General features: G+C 68.0%; 16 protein-coding genes. 14 read left to right on the forward strand and 2 right to left on the reverse strand.

Going from position 1 to position 14,882, the window contains the following annotated elements; all coding sequences use genetic code 11:
• Nucleotide 1: 1 nt before the first annotated feature.
• Genes ABLE38_RS16620 through ABLE38_RS16670 form a run of 11 tightly spaced genes read left to right on the forward strand, consistent with a single transcriptional unit; the run spans nucleotide 2 to nucleotide 9,701 of the window.
• Entirely contained in the window at nucleotides 2-1,162 is a 1,161-nt protein-coding gene (locus ABLE38_RS16620) for an acyl-CoA dehydrogenase (protein WP_348975363.1), read from the forward strand.
• A 2-nt stretch (nucleotides 1,163-1,164) separates the two neighbouring features.
• Nucleotides 1,165-2,193, forward strand: a complete 1,029-nt coding sequence (locus tag ABLE38_RS16625; RefSeq protein ID WP_348975364.1) for an acyl-CoA dehydrogenase family protein — start codon at nucleotides 1,165-1,167, stop codon at nucleotides 2,191-2,193.
• Complete coding sequence (locus ABLE38_RS16630) at nucleotides 2,180-3,805, forward strand: class I adenylate-forming enzyme family protein (protein WP_348975365.1); 1,626 nt, start codon at nucleotides 2,180-2,182, stop codon at nucleotides 3,803-3,805. The genes ABLE38_RS16625 and ABLE38_RS16630 overlap by 14 nt, the downstream gene beginning before the upstream one ends.
• Complete coding sequence (locus ABLE38_RS16635; RefSeq protein ID WP_348975366.1) at nucleotides 3,802-4,599, forward strand: enoyl-CoA hydratase/isomerase family protein; 798 nt, start codon at nucleotides 3,802-3,804, stop codon at nucleotides 4,597-4,599. Before ABLE38_RS16630 ends, ABLE38_RS16635 begins: the two co-directional genes overlap by 4 nt.
• A gap of 5 nt (nucleotides 4,600-4,604) precedes the next feature.
• Complete coding sequence (locus ABLE38_RS16640; protein ID WP_348975367.1) at nucleotides 4,605-5,762, forward strand: acetyl-CoA acetyltransferase; 1,158 nt, start codon at nucleotides 4,605-4,607, stop codon at nucleotides 5,760-5,762.
• Nucleotide 5,763: 1 nt separating this feature from the next.
• The gene (locus ABLE38_RS16645) at nucleotides 5,764-6,183 is read left to right on the forward strand and encodes a Zn-ribbon domain-containing OB-fold protein (protein WP_348975368.1); all 420 of its coding nucleotides are present in this window, start codon (nucleotides 5,764-5,766) and stop codon (nucleotides 6,181-6,183) included.
• A 2-nt stretch (nucleotides 6,184-6,185) separates the two neighbouring features.
• Nucleotides 6,186-7,577: a hypothetical protein gene (locus tag ABLE38_RS16650; protein ID WP_348975369.1), complete on the forward strand. Its 1,392-nt coding sequence runs from the start codon at nucleotides 6,186-6,188 to the stop codon at nucleotides 7,575-7,577.
• Nucleotides 7,578-7,588: 11 nt separating this feature from the next.
• Entirely contained in the window at nucleotides 7,589-7,756 is a 168-nt protein-coding gene (locus ABLE38_RS16655; RefSeq protein WP_348975370.1) for a hypothetical protein, read from the forward strand.
• A complete protein-coding gene (locus ABLE38_RS16660; RefSeq protein WP_348975371.1) occupies nucleotides 7,753-8,523 on the forward strand; it encodes a glucose 1-dehydrogenase in 771 nt (256 codons plus the stop codon). The genes ABLE38_RS16655 and ABLE38_RS16660 overlap by 4 nt, the downstream gene beginning before the upstream one ends.
• A 12-nt stretch (nucleotides 8,524-8,535) precedes the next feature.
• The gene (locus ABLE38_RS16665) at nucleotides 8,536-9,321 is read left to right on the forward strand and encodes an SDR family oxidoreductase (protein ID WP_348975372.1); all 786 of its coding nucleotides are present in this window, start codon (nucleotides 8,536-8,538) and stop codon (nucleotides 9,319-9,321) included.
• A gap of 26 nt (nucleotides 9,322-9,347) precedes the next feature.
• Nucleotides 9,348-9,701: a Rieske 2Fe-2S domain-containing protein gene (locus ABLE38_RS16670; protein WP_348975373.1), complete on the forward strand. Its 354-nt coding sequence runs from the start codon at nucleotides 9,348-9,350 to the stop codon at nucleotides 9,699-9,701.
• Here the strand turns inward: ABLE38_RS16670 and ABLE38_RS16675 are convergent.
• Together ABLE38_RS16675 and ABLE38_RS16680 are read right to left on the reverse strand one after the other, a co-directional pair.
• Nucleotides 9,698-10,459, reverse strand: coding sequence for an SDR family NAD(P)-dependent oxidoreductase (locus ABLE38_RS16675; RefSeq protein WP_348975374.1), 762 nt, complete (start codon nucleotides 10,457-10,459; stop codon nucleotides 9,698-9,700). The two genes, ABLE38_RS16670 and ABLE38_RS16675, sit on opposite strands and share 4 nt — an antisense overlap.
• Nucleotides 10,456-11,586 (reverse strand): LLM class flavin-dependent oxidoreductase, encoded by a 1,131-nt coding sequence (locus tag ABLE38_RS16680; protein ID WP_348975375.1) that lies wholly within the window; start codon nucleotides 11,584-11,586, stop codon nucleotides 10,456-10,458. The genes ABLE38_RS16675 and ABLE38_RS16680 overlap by 4 nt, the downstream gene beginning before the upstream one ends.
• 203 nt (nucleotides 11,587-11,789) lie before the next feature.
• Between ABLE38_RS16680 and ABLE38_RS16685 the strand changes: the two genes are divergently transcribed.
• From ABLE38_RS16685 to ribB, 3 genes are all read left to right on the forward strand, one after another.
• Nucleotides 11,790-12,383, forward strand: a complete 594-nt coding sequence (locus ABLE38_RS16685) for an NAD(P)H-dependent oxidoreductase (RefSeq protein WP_348975376.1) — start codon at nucleotides 11,790-11,792, stop codon at nucleotides 12,381-12,383.
• A 152-nt stretch (nucleotides 12,384-12,535) separates the two neighbouring features.
• Complete coding sequence (locus ABLE38_RS16690) at nucleotides 12,536-13,738, forward strand: acetyl-CoA C-acyltransferase (RefSeq protein WP_348975377.1); 1,203 nt, start codon at nucleotides 12,536-12,538, stop codon at nucleotides 13,736-13,738.
• On the forward strand, nucleotides 13,738-14,880 hold the full coding sequence (gene ribB / locus ABLE38_RS16695; RefSeq protein WP_348975378.1) for a 3,4-dihydroxy-2-butanone-4-phosphate synthase: 1,143 nt from the start codon (nucleotides 13,738-13,740) through the stop codon (nucleotides 14,878-14,880). Before ABLE38_RS16690 ends, ribB begins: the two co-directional genes overlap by 1 nt.
• Nucleotides 14,881-14,882 lie beyond the last annotated feature (2 nt).

Below are 14,882 nucleotides of genomic sequence, written 5' to 3' on the forward strand. Positions count from 1 at the left end.
CATGGACCTGAACTACACCCCCGCCGAACAGGCCTTCCGCGCCGAGGTCCGCCAATGGCTGGCCGCGCATGTGCCGTCCGAGCCGCTGGCCGATTTCGATTCCACGCGCGAAGGGTTCGAGGCGCACCGGGAATGGGAGCGCACGCTGCATCGGGGCGGCTGGGGCATGGTGACCTGGCCGATCGAATATGGCGGGCGCGGGCTCGACCTGATCCGCTGGCTGATCTTCGAGGAGGAATATTACCGCGCCGGCGCGCCGCTACGCGTCAACCAGAACGGCATATTCCTGCTCGGCCCCACGCTGATCGAATATGGCACGCCCGAGCAGAAGGCGCGCTTTCTGCCGGCAATGGCGTCGGGCGACGAGATCTGGGCGCAGGCCTGGTCCGAGCCGGGCGCGGGCAGCGATCTCGCCGGCGTGCGTGCGACGGCCGTGCGCGATGGCGACGACTATGTCCTGTCCGGCCACAAGATCTGGTCGTCGCGCGCGGTGCATGCCGATTGGGCGTTCGGCCTGTTCCGAGAGCCGGGCAGCGAGCGCCACAAGGGGCTGTCGCTGGTGTTTTTCCCGCTGGATGCGCCGGGCGTGACGGTGCGCCCGATTGCGCGGCTCGACGGCAAGCCGGTGTTCGCCGAGCTGTTCCTCGACGCGGTCCGTGTGCCCGTTTCCAACCGGCTGGGCGAGGAAGGGCAGGGCTGGTCGGTCTGCATGTCCACCGCAGGCTTCGAGCGCGGGCTGATGCTGCGCAGCCCGGCGCGCTTCCAGGTCGCGGCGGCGAAGCTGGTCGCGCTGTATCGCGGCCGCGCAGACGGCGTCGAGCCGGAGGTGCGCGCGCGCGTGCTCCAGGCGTGGATGGATGCCGACGCCTATGCGCTGTCGATCTACGCCACCGCGAGCCGGCTGATGGCGGGCGGTGCGATCGGGCCGGAGACGAGCACCAACAAGATATTCTGGTCCGAGCTCGATCTCGATCTCCACCGGACCGCGCTGGCGATCCTCGGTGCCGAGGCCGAGCTTACCGGCGCCGCGCCCGATGCCGCTGCCGATATCGGCGACTGGCTCGACGGCTATGTCTTCTCGCTGGCGGGCCCGATCTATGCGGGCGCGAACGAGATCCAGCGCAACATCATCGCCGAGCGCATGCTCGGCATGCCGAGGTAGTCATGGATTTCCGCCTCACCGACGAGCAGCAGATGCTGGCCGAGATGGTCGGCCAGATGCTGGCGGAGAACTGCTCGGGCGCGGACCTGCGCCGACTGCTGGAGAGCGGCGAGTCGCGCGATGCGGCGCGTTGGGAACAGATCGTCGGGCTGGGTTTACCCGGCACGATGGCGCCGGAGACCGCCGGCGGAAGCGGCCTGGGTGCAGTGGAGATGGCGCTAATCGCTACGGCCTGCGGCTATGCCGCGCTGCCCGAGCCGCTCGTCGAGCATGCCGGGGTAGCGATTCCGCTGCTCGTGGCGGCGGGTGCCGATCTGGGCGAGGCGCTCTCTGGCGCGACGATCGCGGTGGGGCATCCGATCAACCCGTTCGTTGTCGACGCCGATAGCGCGACGGCACTGCTGCTCGCGGATGCGGACGCGTTGCACCTCCTACCGCGCGATGCAGTCTCGCTGACTCGCCAGGCCAGCATCGATCCGTTCCGGCGCCTGTTCCGCGTGCATTGGCGCCCTTCGGCGGAGACGCGCATCGGTGCCGGACTGTGGGACAAGGCGCTCGACCATGGCGTGCTGTTCGCCGCGGCGCAGCTGCTGGGACTGGCCCAGCGCGCGGTCGATCTCTCGGTCGCCTATGCCAGCGAGCGCCAGCAGTTCGGCAAGCCGATCGGATCGTTCCAGGCGATCAAGCATCACCTCGCCACTGCGCAAGTGAAGGTCGAGTTCGCCCGTCCAGTGCTCCTCGCTGCCGCCGCGAGCGCATCGCCGGTGCGGATCAGCCACGCCAAGATCGCGGCCACCGCCGCGGCCGAGGCGGCGACGCATGCAGCGGTCCAGGTGCACGGGGCGATGGGCTATAGCTGGGAAGTCGACGTCCACTTCCTGCTCAAGCGCAGTCTCGCGCTCGGTCAGGCCTGGGGGACACCCGGCTTCCACCGCGCGCGCGTCGCCGAGCATGTCCTGTCCGCGCCGCTCGGCGCCGACCGGACCTTCGGCCTGGGGGCCATCGAGGAGATCCGTAGTGAAGCCGCTTGAGGTCGCACGCAGCCTGCGCGCTGATCCGGAAGCCGCCGCCCGCTATCGTGCCGCCGGCTGGTGGAGTGACCGCGCCCTTTCCGACCGGGTGGCTGAGCTTGCCGCGACGCGTCCCGAACAGTCCGCCTGGATCACGCCCGAGGGCAGCTTCACCTGGGGCGCCTATGACCGCGCCGCCTGGCACATCGCCGCGCTGATCGCCGCCAAGGGGCTGGCACCCGGCGCGCGCGTCGCGGTGCTGTTGCCCGACGGGCCGGCGGTGCACGCGGCGCTGCTCGGCGTCGAGCGTGCAGGGATGGTCGCGGTCGGCATCGGCGCGCGTGCCGGCGTCGCCGAGATCGTCCATCTGCTCAAGCGCACCGGCGCGTCGCTGATCATCGCGCACGAGCAGATGCGCGACCGCACGCTGCCCGAACTGGTTGGGGCGGTGCAGGCGCAGGGCGCGCCGGTCGCGGACTGGCTCGCGGTTCCCGACCTGATCGCTTTCCGCAACTGGAGCGCGGGTGAGGCGCCCGCACATGCACCGTTCCCGCCCGCCGATCCCGATGCGCTGTTCCTGATCAACTCGACTTCGGGCACCACCGGCATGCCCAAATGCGTGATGCACACGCAGAACCGCTGGTTCTATTTCCACCAGCTGGCCGCCGAGGCGGGCCGGTTCGGCCCGGATGAGGTGTTCCTGGGCGCGGTGCCGATGCCGTTCGGCTTCGGGTTGTGGACCGCGCATTTCTCGCCGACGATCCTTGGCTGCCCCACGGTCGTGCTGCCCAAATTCGACGCGGGCGTCGCGCTCGACATGATCGAGCGCGAGCGCGTGACGGTGCTGTGCTGCGTCTCGACGCAATTCATCATGCTGCTCAACGAGCAGGCCGAGCGCCCGCGCGACCTGTCCTCGCTGCGCTCGATGTTCACCGGCGGCGAGGCGGTGCCCTATCGCCGCGCGGCCGAATTCGAGGAAGTGACCGGCGCCGCGGTGCTGCAATTCTACGGCTCGAACGAGACCGGTGCGCTCAGCCGCACCACCGCCGCCGATACGCGCGACCGGCGGCTCAACACTGCCGGTCAGGTCATTCCCGAGATGGAAGTGCGCCTGTTCGATCCGGTCACGGGCGAAGAGGTCCAGGGCCGGGGGCAGCCCGGTTGTCGGGGCCCTGCAACCTGCCTCGGCTATTGGGACGATGACGCGGCCAATGCCAAGCTGTTCACCGAGGATGGCTGGATGATGATGGGCGACATCGTCGAGCTGGATGACGCAGATTATCTCCGCGTCGTCGGACGCACCTCCGAATTCATCATCCGGGGCGGCAAGAACCTGTCGGCGCCCGCGATCGAAGCCGAGGTGGCGACGCATCCGGCGGTGGCGCTGGTCGCCGCCGTGCCGGCGCCCGATGCTGTGTTCGGCGAGCGCGTCTGCATCTATGTCGCGCCGCGTCCGAACCAGGAAGTGACGCTGGAGGCGATCACCAGCCATCTCAAGACGCGCGGCGTCTCGCGCGAATGGTTTCCCGAATATCTCGTCCTAATGGACGATCTGCCCCGCTCGTCGGGCGGCAAGGTCGCCAAGGGCGAACTCACTGCCGACGCGAAGAAGCGCTGGGCGGTGCCGGCATGACGTACCAGAACCTCACGCTCGCCTTTGACGGCCGCATCGCGCGCGTCACGCTCGCCCGGCCCAACAAGCTCAATCCGCTCGACTGGGCGACGGTCAAGGAACTCAAGGCGGTGGTCGCCGAGGTCGAGGCCACGCCCGGCATCGACTTCGTGCTGCTGACCGGTGCGGGGCGGAGCTTCTCGGCAGGTGGCGATCTCGACGGCTATATCCGCCTCTATCAGGATCCCGCGGCGTTCCAGGCGTTCCTCGACGATTTCTTCGCGATGCTGACCGGCATCGAGAAGGCGCGCGCGATCTGGATCGCCGCCGTCAATGGCGTGTGCGTCGCGGGCGGGATCGAGTTGCTGCTGGCGTGCGATATGGCGATTGCCGCCGAGAGCGCGAGGATCGGCGACGGCCATCTCAATTTCGGGCAGCTTCCCGGCGCGGGCGGATCGCAGCGCCTGCCGCGCGCGATCGGGCTGCTCCGCGCCAAGCATCTGATGCTGACGGGCGACCTGCTCGACGCACGCGCTGCCGAGAGCTGGGGGCTGGTTACCAGGGTCGTGCCCGATGGCGAACTGATCGCGGCGGCGCAGGGCTGGATCGAGGGCATGTCCGCCAAAAGCCCTGTCGGTCTCGCCGGCGCCAAGCGGCTCGCCAACCTCACGCTCGAGACGACGTACGAGGAGGGCCTCCGGCAGGAGATCGCCTTCGTCCACAACTACGCCACGACCGAGCCCGACGCCACCGAAGGCCTGATCGCCTTCAAGGAAAAGCGCGCCCCTCGCTTCGGCGCGCGCAAGGAAAACTGAAACCTATGTTCAAGCTGCGTGACAAATACGCCATCGCCGGGATCGGCAATACGGACTACACCAAGGCCTCGGGCCGCACGGTGCGGAGCCTGGCGACCGAAGCCTGCCTCAAGGCGATCGAGGATGCCGGCCTCACCGTCGCCGACATCGACGGTATCGTCAGCTTCAACTTCAACGACAGCGCCCCCGCGATCGGCGTGGCGACCGAGATGGGCATCGAGAACGCCGGCTATGCGGTCGACTATGCAGCCGGCGGCAATGGCGCGAACCTGATCACGCTGGCGGCGACCGCGGCGATCGAGGCGGGGCTGGCCAAGAACGTCGTCTGCTTCCGCGCGATGAACGGGCGCTCCGGGTTTCGCCTCGGGGGCGGGCGCGACCTGTCGGCCTATGGCGTGACGCAATACACCGCGCCGCTCGGCTGGATCACCTATCCGCAGGCGATGGCGATGTGGGCGCGGCGCCACATGATCGATTATGGCACGACCGAGGAGCATTGGGCGGAGATCGCCACGACGTTCCGCGACAATGCCGTGATCAACGAGCGGGCGATGCAGCGCACGCCGATGACCAAAGACGATTATTACAACTCGCGCTTCATCGTCGATCCGTTCCGCATGTACGACATCTGCCTGGAGAGCGACGGCGCGTGCGCGGTCGTCATCACCTCCGCCGAGCATGCCCGCGACCTGAAGCAGAAGCCGGTCTACATCATGGGCGGGGCCTATGGCGGCGGGCCGAGCCAGGGCGACGACCTCTTCGACGCGATCCGCTGGCCGAGCCATTCGCACAATTGCTTCAAATATCTCGCCGACGATCTCTGGGGCAGCGCCGGCATCGGCCCCGAGGATGTCGACGTTGCCGAGATCTATGACTGCTTCACCTACTCGGTGCTGATGGCGCTGGAGGGGCTCGGCTTCTGCAAGGAAGGCGAGGGTGGCCCCTTCGTGATGGGCGGCCGCATCGCGCGCGACGGCGCGCTGCCGCTCAACACGCACGGCGGCCTGCTCTCCGAGGCGTATATCCACGGCTTCAACCATGTGATCGAGGCGGTCGAGCAGCTGCGCGGCACCGCCGGCGCGCGCCAGATCAAGGGTGCCGAGATCGCGCTCACCACTGCGGGTGCGATGACCTGCGGCAGCGCCATGATCCTGAGGAACTGAGATGCAACAGACCGCCTATACCAAGCCGCTGCCCGTTCCCGATTCGGAGAGCACGCCGTTCTGGGACGGCATGCGCGAGGGCAGGCTGATGCTCCAGCGCTGCGCGTCGAGCGGGGAGTTTCTCTTCCCGCCGGTCACCTTCTGCCCCGGATCGCTCGAGCGGCCCGAATGGGCGCAGGCGAGCGGCAAGGGTACGGTGTTCAGCTGGATCGTCGTCCGCCACCCGGTGCCGCGCGACATCTATGCCGATGAGGTGCCCTATGTCGTCGCGATCGTCGCGCTCGACGAGGGCTGCCGGATGACTGGCAACCTCATCGGCATCGCGCCCGAGGATGTCCGTGCGGGCATGCCGGTCGAGATCGCGTTCAACCGCGTCACGCCGGAGATCACACTGCCGGCATTCCGGCCCTCGGAGGGTTGAGCGTGCTCGCCGATCCTTTCGCCGCCTCGCCGTTGCTGCGCCGCTTCGGCGAAGCGACGCGTACGGAGTTGGAGGCGCATCAGCTGCGAAAGATCCAGGCGCTTTGCCGCCGGCTATACGCGAAGAGCAGCTATTATCGCGCAAAGCTGGATGCGGCCGGGCTGCCGGGCGGCGAAGTCGGCAGCCTAGATCGCTTCACCAAGGCGATGGGCACCTCGGCCAAGGCGGACTTCCTGCAGGACCAGCAGGACGCATCGCCGTTCGGCACGCGGCTGGGCGTCGACCACGACGAGGTCGTGCATATCAGCATGACCAGCGGCACCTCGGGACAAGGGCAGGAGATCTATGGCCGCACCCAGCGCGACGTCCATATGCTCGGCTATCTCCACGCCTTGCCCTGGTACATGGCGGGCTTGCGCAAGGGCGACACCGCGATCAACTGCGTGCCGGCTGGCGGCATGACCACCGGCGGCTGGGGCCCGGGCGAGGCGATCCGCATCCTGGGGGCGACCGGCTTCCATGTCGGCGGCGCGACCTCGACCGAGTCCAAGATCGACCTGATGCTCAAGCTCGGCGGCGTCCATTTCATCTATGCCTCGACCAACTATCTCCACACGCTGACCGAGGCGCTGCTCGCCCGCGGGATCGTGCCGCGCGAGGCGTTTCCGGACATGCACGGCCTGTTCATCGCGGCGGAAGGCTATCCGCTCGAATGGGCGGCGAAGATCGAGGAGCATTGGGGCTGCCGGCTGCAGGAAGGCTATGGCAGCACCCAGCTCAACGGCTTTGGCGGCTCGACCGCGTCGGCCGGCGTGTTCGGCGCTAACGGCGCGCGCGGGCTGATCCGGCTGTTCGAATGGGAGCATCTGATCGAGATCGTCGATCCCGGGACCGGTTCTCCCGTGGCGCCGGGCGAACTTGGCGAGATGGTCGTCACCAATCTCTCGGTCGAGGGCAGCCCGGCGGTGCGCTTCCGCACCGGCGACGCGGCACGCTTCGTGCCTTGGCAGGAATGCGGCGGCGGCGCGTGGAACGCGATCGAATGCGGCACGATCGGCCGGTTCGACGACATGATGAAGATCCGCGGCAACAATATCTGGCCGTCGATGTTCGACGCCGCCGTCTTCGCCCACCCGGAGATCGGCGAGTATAAGGGCCGCGTCTACACCCGTGACGGCAAGACCGAGGTCGAGGTGAAGATCGCGGTGGCCGAGCACCAGGCCGCACTCTCGGTCGAGGAGCGGACCCGTCTGTGCACCTCGGTGCGTGCGGCGATCAAGGAACGCAGCAACATGTGGGTCGACGTGCACGAGGTGCCGCGCGCCGAGTTCCAGGGCTTTGCCTACAAGGCGCGGCGCTGGAGCGACGAGCGGCAGGATGGCTATCGGCTGTGAGGGAAAGCGAGATGCGTGAGGGGGATGAAGCCGCGATGCTGCTCGAGATGCTGGCGATCGCCGATCGGCTGGCGCTCAGCGAGGATGCCCTGCTGGCGGGGCAATATGCCTATCTGCGTGCGCGCGTCGCGGCGCTGATCGAGCTCCGGTCCTTCGTCGACTGGTCGGACGCGGCGTGAGCGGGATTGGCCGCTTCGCGCTTGATGGGCAGGTGGCGGTGGTCACCGGCGGCGGCGGCGGGCTCGGCTCGGCGGGCGCACGGGCGCTGGCCGAGGCGGGCGCTGATGTCGCGCTGATCGCGCGCAACCGTGCCAAGCTCGAAGCGGCGGCCGCAGCGGTCGAGGAGACCGGAAGGCGTGCCCTGATCGTCGAGGCGGACGTGTCGGATGCGGCAGGCATCGTCGCCGCGGCGAAGCAGGTGGAGACCAGCTTCGGGCGGATCGACATCCTGTTCAACAATGCCGGCATCACCAACCCGCAGGCTTTGCTCGATGTCGATCCGGCGGAATTCCTGCGCGTGCTCGAAGTCAACGTCGCAGGCGCCTTTCATGTCATCCGCGCCTTCGCGCCGGCGATGATCGAGCGCCGCTATGGCCGGATCATCAACATGGGATCGATCCTGTCGGGGCGCGGCATGGCGAACCGCACCGCTTATTGCGCGTCCAAAGCCGGGCTCGCCAATCTCGGCGCGGCCTGCGCGTTCGAGTTCGGCGGCGACGGCATCACCGTCAACACGCTCGGCGCCACGGTGATCGTCACCGATCTCAACCGCGAGCTCGTCCGCACGCAGCCGCAGCTCTATGCGCGGATCGTCGAGCGCACTCCGCTCGGCCGCCTCGGCGAGACCGAGGATCTGATGGGCGCGCTGCTGTTCCTCGCATCCCCCGCGTCCGGCTTCATCACCGGCCAGACCCTGTACGTGGACGGCGGCTACACCGCCGGCTGAAGAAGGACTTTCATGACCACCACATCCCTCAAGACGCTTTTCGACCTGACTGGCCGCACCGCCCTGGTAACAGGCGGCTCGCGCGGGCTCGGCCTGACCATGGCCGAGGCACTGGGCGAGTTCGGCGCGAAGATCATCCTGACCGCGCGGAAGCAGGCCGAACTGGACCAGGCCGTCGCGCATCTCCAGACTCTCGGCATCGAGGCGAGCGCGATCGCGGCGGATGTCGGCAAGCCCGAAGAGGCGACGCGCATCGCCGAGACGGTGAAGGCCGCGGGCGGGCGGATCGACATTCTGGTCAACAATGCCGGCACCTCCTGGGGCTCAAAGACCGAAGAGATGCCGCTCGACGGCTGGAACAAGCTGATGGCGGTGAACCTGACCGGCCCGTTCCTTATGGCCCAGGCCGTCGCACGCGAGTTCATGATTCCGGCCGGCTGGGGCAGGATCCTCAACATTGCGTCGGTGGAGGGACTGCTCGGCCATCATCCGCGGATGATCGGCACGATCGCCTATAACGCCAGCAAGGGCGGCCTGATCAACTTCACTCGTGCGCTGGCGGCGGAATGGGGACCGCTCGGGATCAACGTCAATGCGCTGGCGCCGGGCTATTTCCCGTCCAAGCTCACCGGCTATGTCCTCGACAAGCATGGCGACGACCTCAGGAGCGATACGCCGCGCGGCAAGCTGGGCACCGACGACGACTTGAAGGGAGCCACGCTGCTGCTCGCCTCGGATGCCGGCGCGCACATCACCGGCCAGGTGCTGGCGGTCGACGGCGGCGCGTCGATCATCTGAGCGGGGCGCCCGATCCGATCGGCTGGGTGCGTGCCAGCCCAAGCGCGGACTTGGCGCCAGGTGTCCTGCTGCCGCTCCGCCATGCTGGCCGCGAATTGCTGCTGTTCCGCACCAAGCGCGGCGTTGCGGCGGTTACCGATGCGCATTGTCCACATGCCTATGCCTATATGGGCGACCGCGGCTGGGTGGAGGGTGAGACGATCGTCTGCCCCTTCCACCAATGGCGCTACGGTGCGGATGGTATCTGCTGGAATGCCCCACATCGCCCGGGCATGCCGCGCCCGCGCTTGCGCAGTTGGCTGACCGTCGAGCGCGAGGGAATGATCTTCTTCTGGTACGACCTGTCCGGCGGCGAACCGTCTGGAGAGCCGACTGCCTAGTCGTGCATATCGCCTGACAGTTCGACCACCACCTGATCGAAGCGCTCGCGGGCGCGCCGGACATAGGTGGGATGCGTAAGGATCTTCGGCAGGCCCTGCGCCGCGCCGGCAAAGGCGATCTCGGCTGCACGCTCGGGGGTGATCGAATTGGCGGGGACCTCGCGCTCGGGATCGACGTCCTTGAAGATGTGCGTCGCCACCGCGCCAGGCATTAGCAGCGATGCGCCGACCGGCGTCCCCACCAGCTCGCCCGCGAGTTCCTCGACCAGCGGCCAGAGAGCATGCTTGGTCGCGCAATAGGCGGCGAGGTCGGGCGCGGTCACCATCGATCCGGTCGAGCCGGTCACCACCACACGCGCCGGCTCGCCCTGGGCAACCATCGTGGGGACGAACGCCTGGAGCGTGACGACCACGCCGAGGACGTTCACCTCGAACAGCGCGCGCCATTGGTCGAGCGGCATGTCCAGCACGCTGCCGAGCCGCAGCAACCCGGCATTTGCGAACAGCAGCGTGACCGGCGCGAGTTCGGCCGTCTCGCCGGCGAAGGCAGCCATACTCGCCGCGTCGGTCACGTCGAGCGCGCGGAGCCGATGCGGGACCCCTGCCGTCGCGAACGCGCCGCGAAGCTGTTCCAGCCCGGCCGCATCGCGGTCGCACGCCGCCACCGCCATGCCCAGGCTGGCGGCATGCCGCGCCAGCGCCGCGCCGATCCCGGAAGCGGCGCCGGTGACGACCGCGGTCCTGCCCGCGCTAATCACCGGAAGTGCGGGATCACATGCGTGCCGATCTTGCGCAGCGTCTCGAGCTGCGCCCATTGCGGCACGGTGCCCATGTTGGTCATAAACAATATCTCGTCGGCGCCGGCGGCGGCGAGCTGCTCGACATAGTCGATGCAGTCCGCGACGCTGCCATAGGCATTCTTCGCGCTGAGGATGCCTTCGCTCGGGCGGCGGCCATTCTCGTCGGGGCGCAGGTCCATCGTCACCGTCTCGGAGGCGAGCTTGGTGGTGATAATCGTGTCTGTGCCTTCCTCGACCAACTCGTCTCCCCACGTCTCGGGATCCGGGCGCGGGCCGCCGCCGTACCAATAGTTGAGCGATTCGTAGAAATAGCGCTGGCCGCGGATGCCGATCTCGCGCGCCTTCGCCGCATCATCGAGCACGATCGTCGGGCACAGCGCGGCGAGATGCTGGATCGGGCGATAGCCGACCTGGTCGGCGGGATCGCGGCTGGCCCAGGCGTCGCGGTAGATCTTGTTCTTCTTGGCGACCTCCTCAGGCCCGCCAAAGCCGAGCACCAGTGCGCCCAAGCCGCGATTGCCGGCGCGGGCGAGCGTATCGAGATTGGTGCACGCCAGGTACATCGGCGGATGCGGCGCCTGATAGGGCTTGGGATGGATCGGCCGGGCCGGGATGTTGATGTGCGGGCCGTTGTGCTCGATCTCGTCCTGTACGAACATCTTTGGGATGAGGTACATCGCCTCGTCGATGATCGGCTGGAGCTGCTTCAGATCATAGCCATAGGCGCCGGCCTCCTGCTGGCTGCCGCCCTTGCCGACGCCGAAATGCAGCCGCCCCTTGGAGAGGATGTCGAGCGTTGCGATGCGCTCGGCGACCTTGATCGGGTGGTTCATCGCCGGCATCAGGCAGACGACGCCGTGGCCGATGCCGATCCGGCTGGTCTTGCCCGCGACATAGGCAAGGAAGGTCTCCGGCGCGCTCATATGGGCATAATGGGTGAGCGAGGTGTGCTCGACCGCCCAGATCACGTCGAACCCGAGCTGCTCGGCGAGCAATGCCTGCTCGACCAGTTCCTCGAAGACCTGGCGTTCGCCGCGTGGTGACGCATCGACGATCTGCGCTTCGACAATCAGGGAAAAACGCATTGTTTGAGAACTCTCTAGTCAGGGCTGTTTTCGCGTTCGACCCTCGACTTGGGGACTTCCCGTTTCAAATGCCGTTTGGCGGCGCGACCGTTAGCCTAAGGGCATCGCTGGTCTTCTTTGTTGCCCGATTGTGATCGCTGGCATCGGGACTGGGCACTCGACCCGCTGCCCGGGCGGGGCGTACCCGAAGCGCTCGAAGAACAATGGAGCGGAACATGGGCGGCGCGATCAGGATCATCGGCATCGGAGGCACGGCGCGGCACGATTCGAGCAGCGAGCGCGTGGTGCGCTGCGCGCTCGACGCGGCCGCCGCGGAAGGCGCGGAGACCGAGCTGTTCGATGGCCCATTCCTGGCCAGCCTGCCGCTCTATATCCCCGGCCGCACTGAGCGGACCGTGGATGAATGCCGCTTCGTCGAGGCGGTGCGTGGGTGCGACGGCATCATCGTCGGCTCGCCGGGCTATCACGGCAGCCTGTCCGGCCCGATCAAGAACGTCCTCGACTTGCTCGAGGATCTGGCAAGCGACGAACGCCCCTATCTCGACGGCCGCGCCTTCGGCTCGATCGTTACGGCCTATGGCTGGCAGGCTTGCGGCACCACCCTGGTGGCGATGCGCTCGATCGCGCATGCGCTGCGTGCCTGGCCGACGCCGTTCGGCGCGGCGGTGAACGCCTCGGGCCCGATCTTCGATGCCGAGGGCGCGTGCCTCGATCCCAAGGTGGCGGAGCAGTTGGCAACGGTGGGCAAGCAGGTGACCGAGTTCGCGCGTTGGCGCCAGGCCGGCCTCGCGGCCTGATACTGGTCTTGCGGGTCGATGCCGCATGGCCCGTTCGCGGCTCGATGCCGCATGGCGACGTGCCTGATCCCCCATCGGCAATAGAGGGCACGGGGGCAGGGGAATAGATCGGCTCGAACCACGGCGCCCGGGCGCCGGCAACAGGACAGCCCATGCGCGAAGCTCTTATCGTCTCCACTGCCCGCACGCCGATCGGCAAGGCCTATCGCGGTGCCTTCAACGATGCCGAGGCACCCTTGCTCTCTGGCCATGCCGTTGCCGAAGCGGTCCGCCGCGCCGATATCGATCCGGCGCGGGTCGAGGACGTGATCATCGGCTGCGCGGCGCAGCAGGGGACGCAGGGCTATAATATCGGCCGGCTGACCGCGGCGGCCGCGGGACTGCCCGCCAGCGTCGCCGGCATGTCCGTCGACCGGCAATGCGCCTCCGGGCTGATGGCGATCGCCACCGCGGCCAAGCAGATCGTCGACGATGGCATGGAAGTCGCGGTGGGCGGTGGGGTCGAGTCGATCAGCCTCGTCCAGAACGCGCTCAAGAACAGCTATCGCGCCCAGTCGCAGGCCGTGCTCGCGCACAGCCCGCAGATGTACGTCCCGATGATCGAGACTGCCGAGCTGGTCGCCGAGCGCTATGGCATCAGCCGTGAGGCGCAGGATGCCTATGCGCTGCAGAGCCAGCAGCGCACTGCCGCCGCCTATGCCGCCGGCCGCTACGATGCCGAGCTAGCGCCGCTGGCCACGCGGATGATCGTCACCGACAAGGCGACCGGCGAGAAGACCGAGCACGAAGTCACCCTTGCCCGGGACGAGGGCTTCCGCGCCGACACGACGCTCGAAGGCCTGTCGAGCCTGAAGCCGGTCTGGTCCGGTGGCGATCTGGTCGGGCAGGGGCGCTATGTCACCGCGGGCAATGCCAGCCAGCTCTCGGACGGCGCCGCCGCCTGCGTGCTGATGGAAGCCGGCGCCGCCGCGCGCGAGGGGCTGGCACCGCTCGGTGCCTATCGAGGCATGGCGATCGCCGGCTGCCCGCCCGAGGAGATGGGCATCGGCCCCATCTACGCCGTGCCGCGCCTGCTTGAACGTCACGGCCTCAAGGTCGACGATATCGGGCTGTGGGAGCTGAACGAGGCCTTTGCCGCCCAGGTGCTGCCCTGCCGCGACCGGCTCGACATCCCCGACGAGCGGCTCAACGTCGATGGCGGCGCGATCGCGATCGGCCACCCCTTCGGCATGTCGGGCGCGCGGATGGTCGGCCATGCGCTGATCGAAGGGAAACGGCGCGGTGTGAAGTACGTCGTCGTCACCATGTGCGTCGGCGGCGGCATGGGTGCTGCCGGCTTGTTCGAGGTGCTGTGATGGCCAGCCTTTCCCCGATCGCGCTGCCGCATTCCTTCCTCGCCAGCCCCGAGGAGATCATCGACGAGGCGCGTAACGGCCGCATGTTCATCCTGGTCGACGATGAGGACCGGGAGAATGAGGGTGACCTGATCATCCCCGCACAGATGGCGACGCCCGCCGCGATCAACTTCATGGCGACGCACGGGCGCGGCTTGGTCTGCCTGGCGTTGTCCAAGGCGCGGGTCGACCAGCTCGGGCTCGAGCTGATGAGCCGCAACAATGGCACCCAGTTCGAGACCGCCTTCACCGTCTCGATCGAGGCGCGCGACGGCGTGACCACCGGCATCTCCGCTGCCGACCGTGCCCGGACGATCGCGGTGGCGATCGATGCGAGCAACGGCCCCGAGCACATCGTCACTCCCGGCCATGTCTTCCCGCTGATCGCGCGCGAGGGCGGGGTGCTCGTCCGCGCCGGCCATACCGAGGCGGCGGTCGACGTCGCGCGGCTCGCGGGGCTCAACCCGTCGGGCGTGATCTGCGAGATCCTCAACGAGGACGGGACGATGGCGCGGCTCGACGACCTGATCCCCTTCGCACGCCACCACAAGCTCAAGATCGGCACGATCCGCGACCTGATCGCCTATCGCCGCCGTCACGATCAGCTGGTCGAGCGGCGCGCGGAGATGCCGTTCAAGAGCCGCTGGGGCGCTGACTGGCGCGTCGTCTCCTATCGCAACGTCATCACCGGCGGCGAAGTGGTCGCGCTGGTAAAGGGCAATATCGACACCGGCCGGCCCGTGCTGGTGCGCATGCACGTGCATTCGCCGCTGCCCGATTTGTTCGGCGAGGAAGGGGGCCGCAGCGGCATGCTCGATCGCGCGATGAAGACGATCGCCGAGGCCGGCAGCGGTGTGGTGGTGGTGCTCAGCTCGACGGCGCCCGACCTGGTCGCCTGCGTCATCCGCGCCCGGCTGGACGGCCGCGAGGAGAGCGGCGCCCGTAAGGTTGCGCTGCGCGAATATGGCATCGGCGCGCAGGTATTGACCGATCTCGGCGTCCACCGCGTCACGCTGCTGAGCAACAGCGACACCCTGTATGTCGGCCTCGATGGCTACGGCATCGAGATTGTCGATCAACGGTCGCTTGAGAGCTATATCTAACC

Origin of the sequence: Sphingomonas sp. KR3-1, assembly GCF_040049295.1 — a bacterium.
Lineage (GTDB): Bacteria > Pseudomonadota > Alphaproteobacteria > Sphingomonadales > Sphingomonadaceae > Sphingomonas.

Coding starts and splice junctions, on each gene's coding strand:
- ribB (WP_348975378.1), top strand. CDS start 13,738: ATGGCCAGCCTTTCCCCGATCGCGCTGCCGCATTCCTTCCTCGCCAGC.
- ABLE38_RS16690 (WP_348975377.1), top strand. CDS start 12,536: ATGCGCGAAGCTCTTATCGTCTCCACTGCCCGCACGCCGATCGGCAAG.
- ABLE38_RS16685 (WP_348975376.1), top strand. CDS start 11,790: ATGGAGCGGAACATGGGCGGCGCGATCAGGATCATCGGCATCGGAGGC.
- ABLE38_RS16655 (WP_348975370.1), top strand. CDS start 7,589: ATGCGTGAGGGGGATGAAGCCGCGATGCTGCTCGAGATGCTGGCGATC.
- ABLE38_RS16635 (WP_348975366.1), top strand. CDS start 3,802: ATGACGTACCAGAACCTCACGCTCGCCTTTGACGGCCGCATCGCGCGC.
- ABLE38_RS16645 (WP_348975368.1), top strand. CDS start 5,764: ATGCAACAGACCGCCTATACCAAGCCGCTGCCCGTTCCCGATTCGGAG.
- ABLE38_RS16665 (WP_348975372.1), top strand. CDS start 8,536: ATGACCACCACATCCCTCAAGACGCTTTTCGACCTGACTGGCCGCACC.
- ABLE38_RS16625 (WP_348975364.1), top strand. CDS start 1,165: ATGGATTTCCGCCTCACCGACGAGCAGCAGATGCTGGCCGAGATGGTC.
- ABLE38_RS16640 (WP_348975367.1), top strand. CDS start 4,605: ATGTTCAAGCTGCGTGACAAATACGCCATCGCCGGGATCGGCAATACG.
- ABLE38_RS16680 (WP_348975375.1), bottom strand. CDS start 11,586: ATGCGTTTTTCCCTGATTGTCGAAGCGCAGATCGTCGATGCGTCACCA.
- ABLE38_RS16620 (WP_348975363.1), top strand. CDS start 2: ATGGACCTGAACTACACCCCCGCCGAACAGGCCTTCCGCGCCGAGGTC.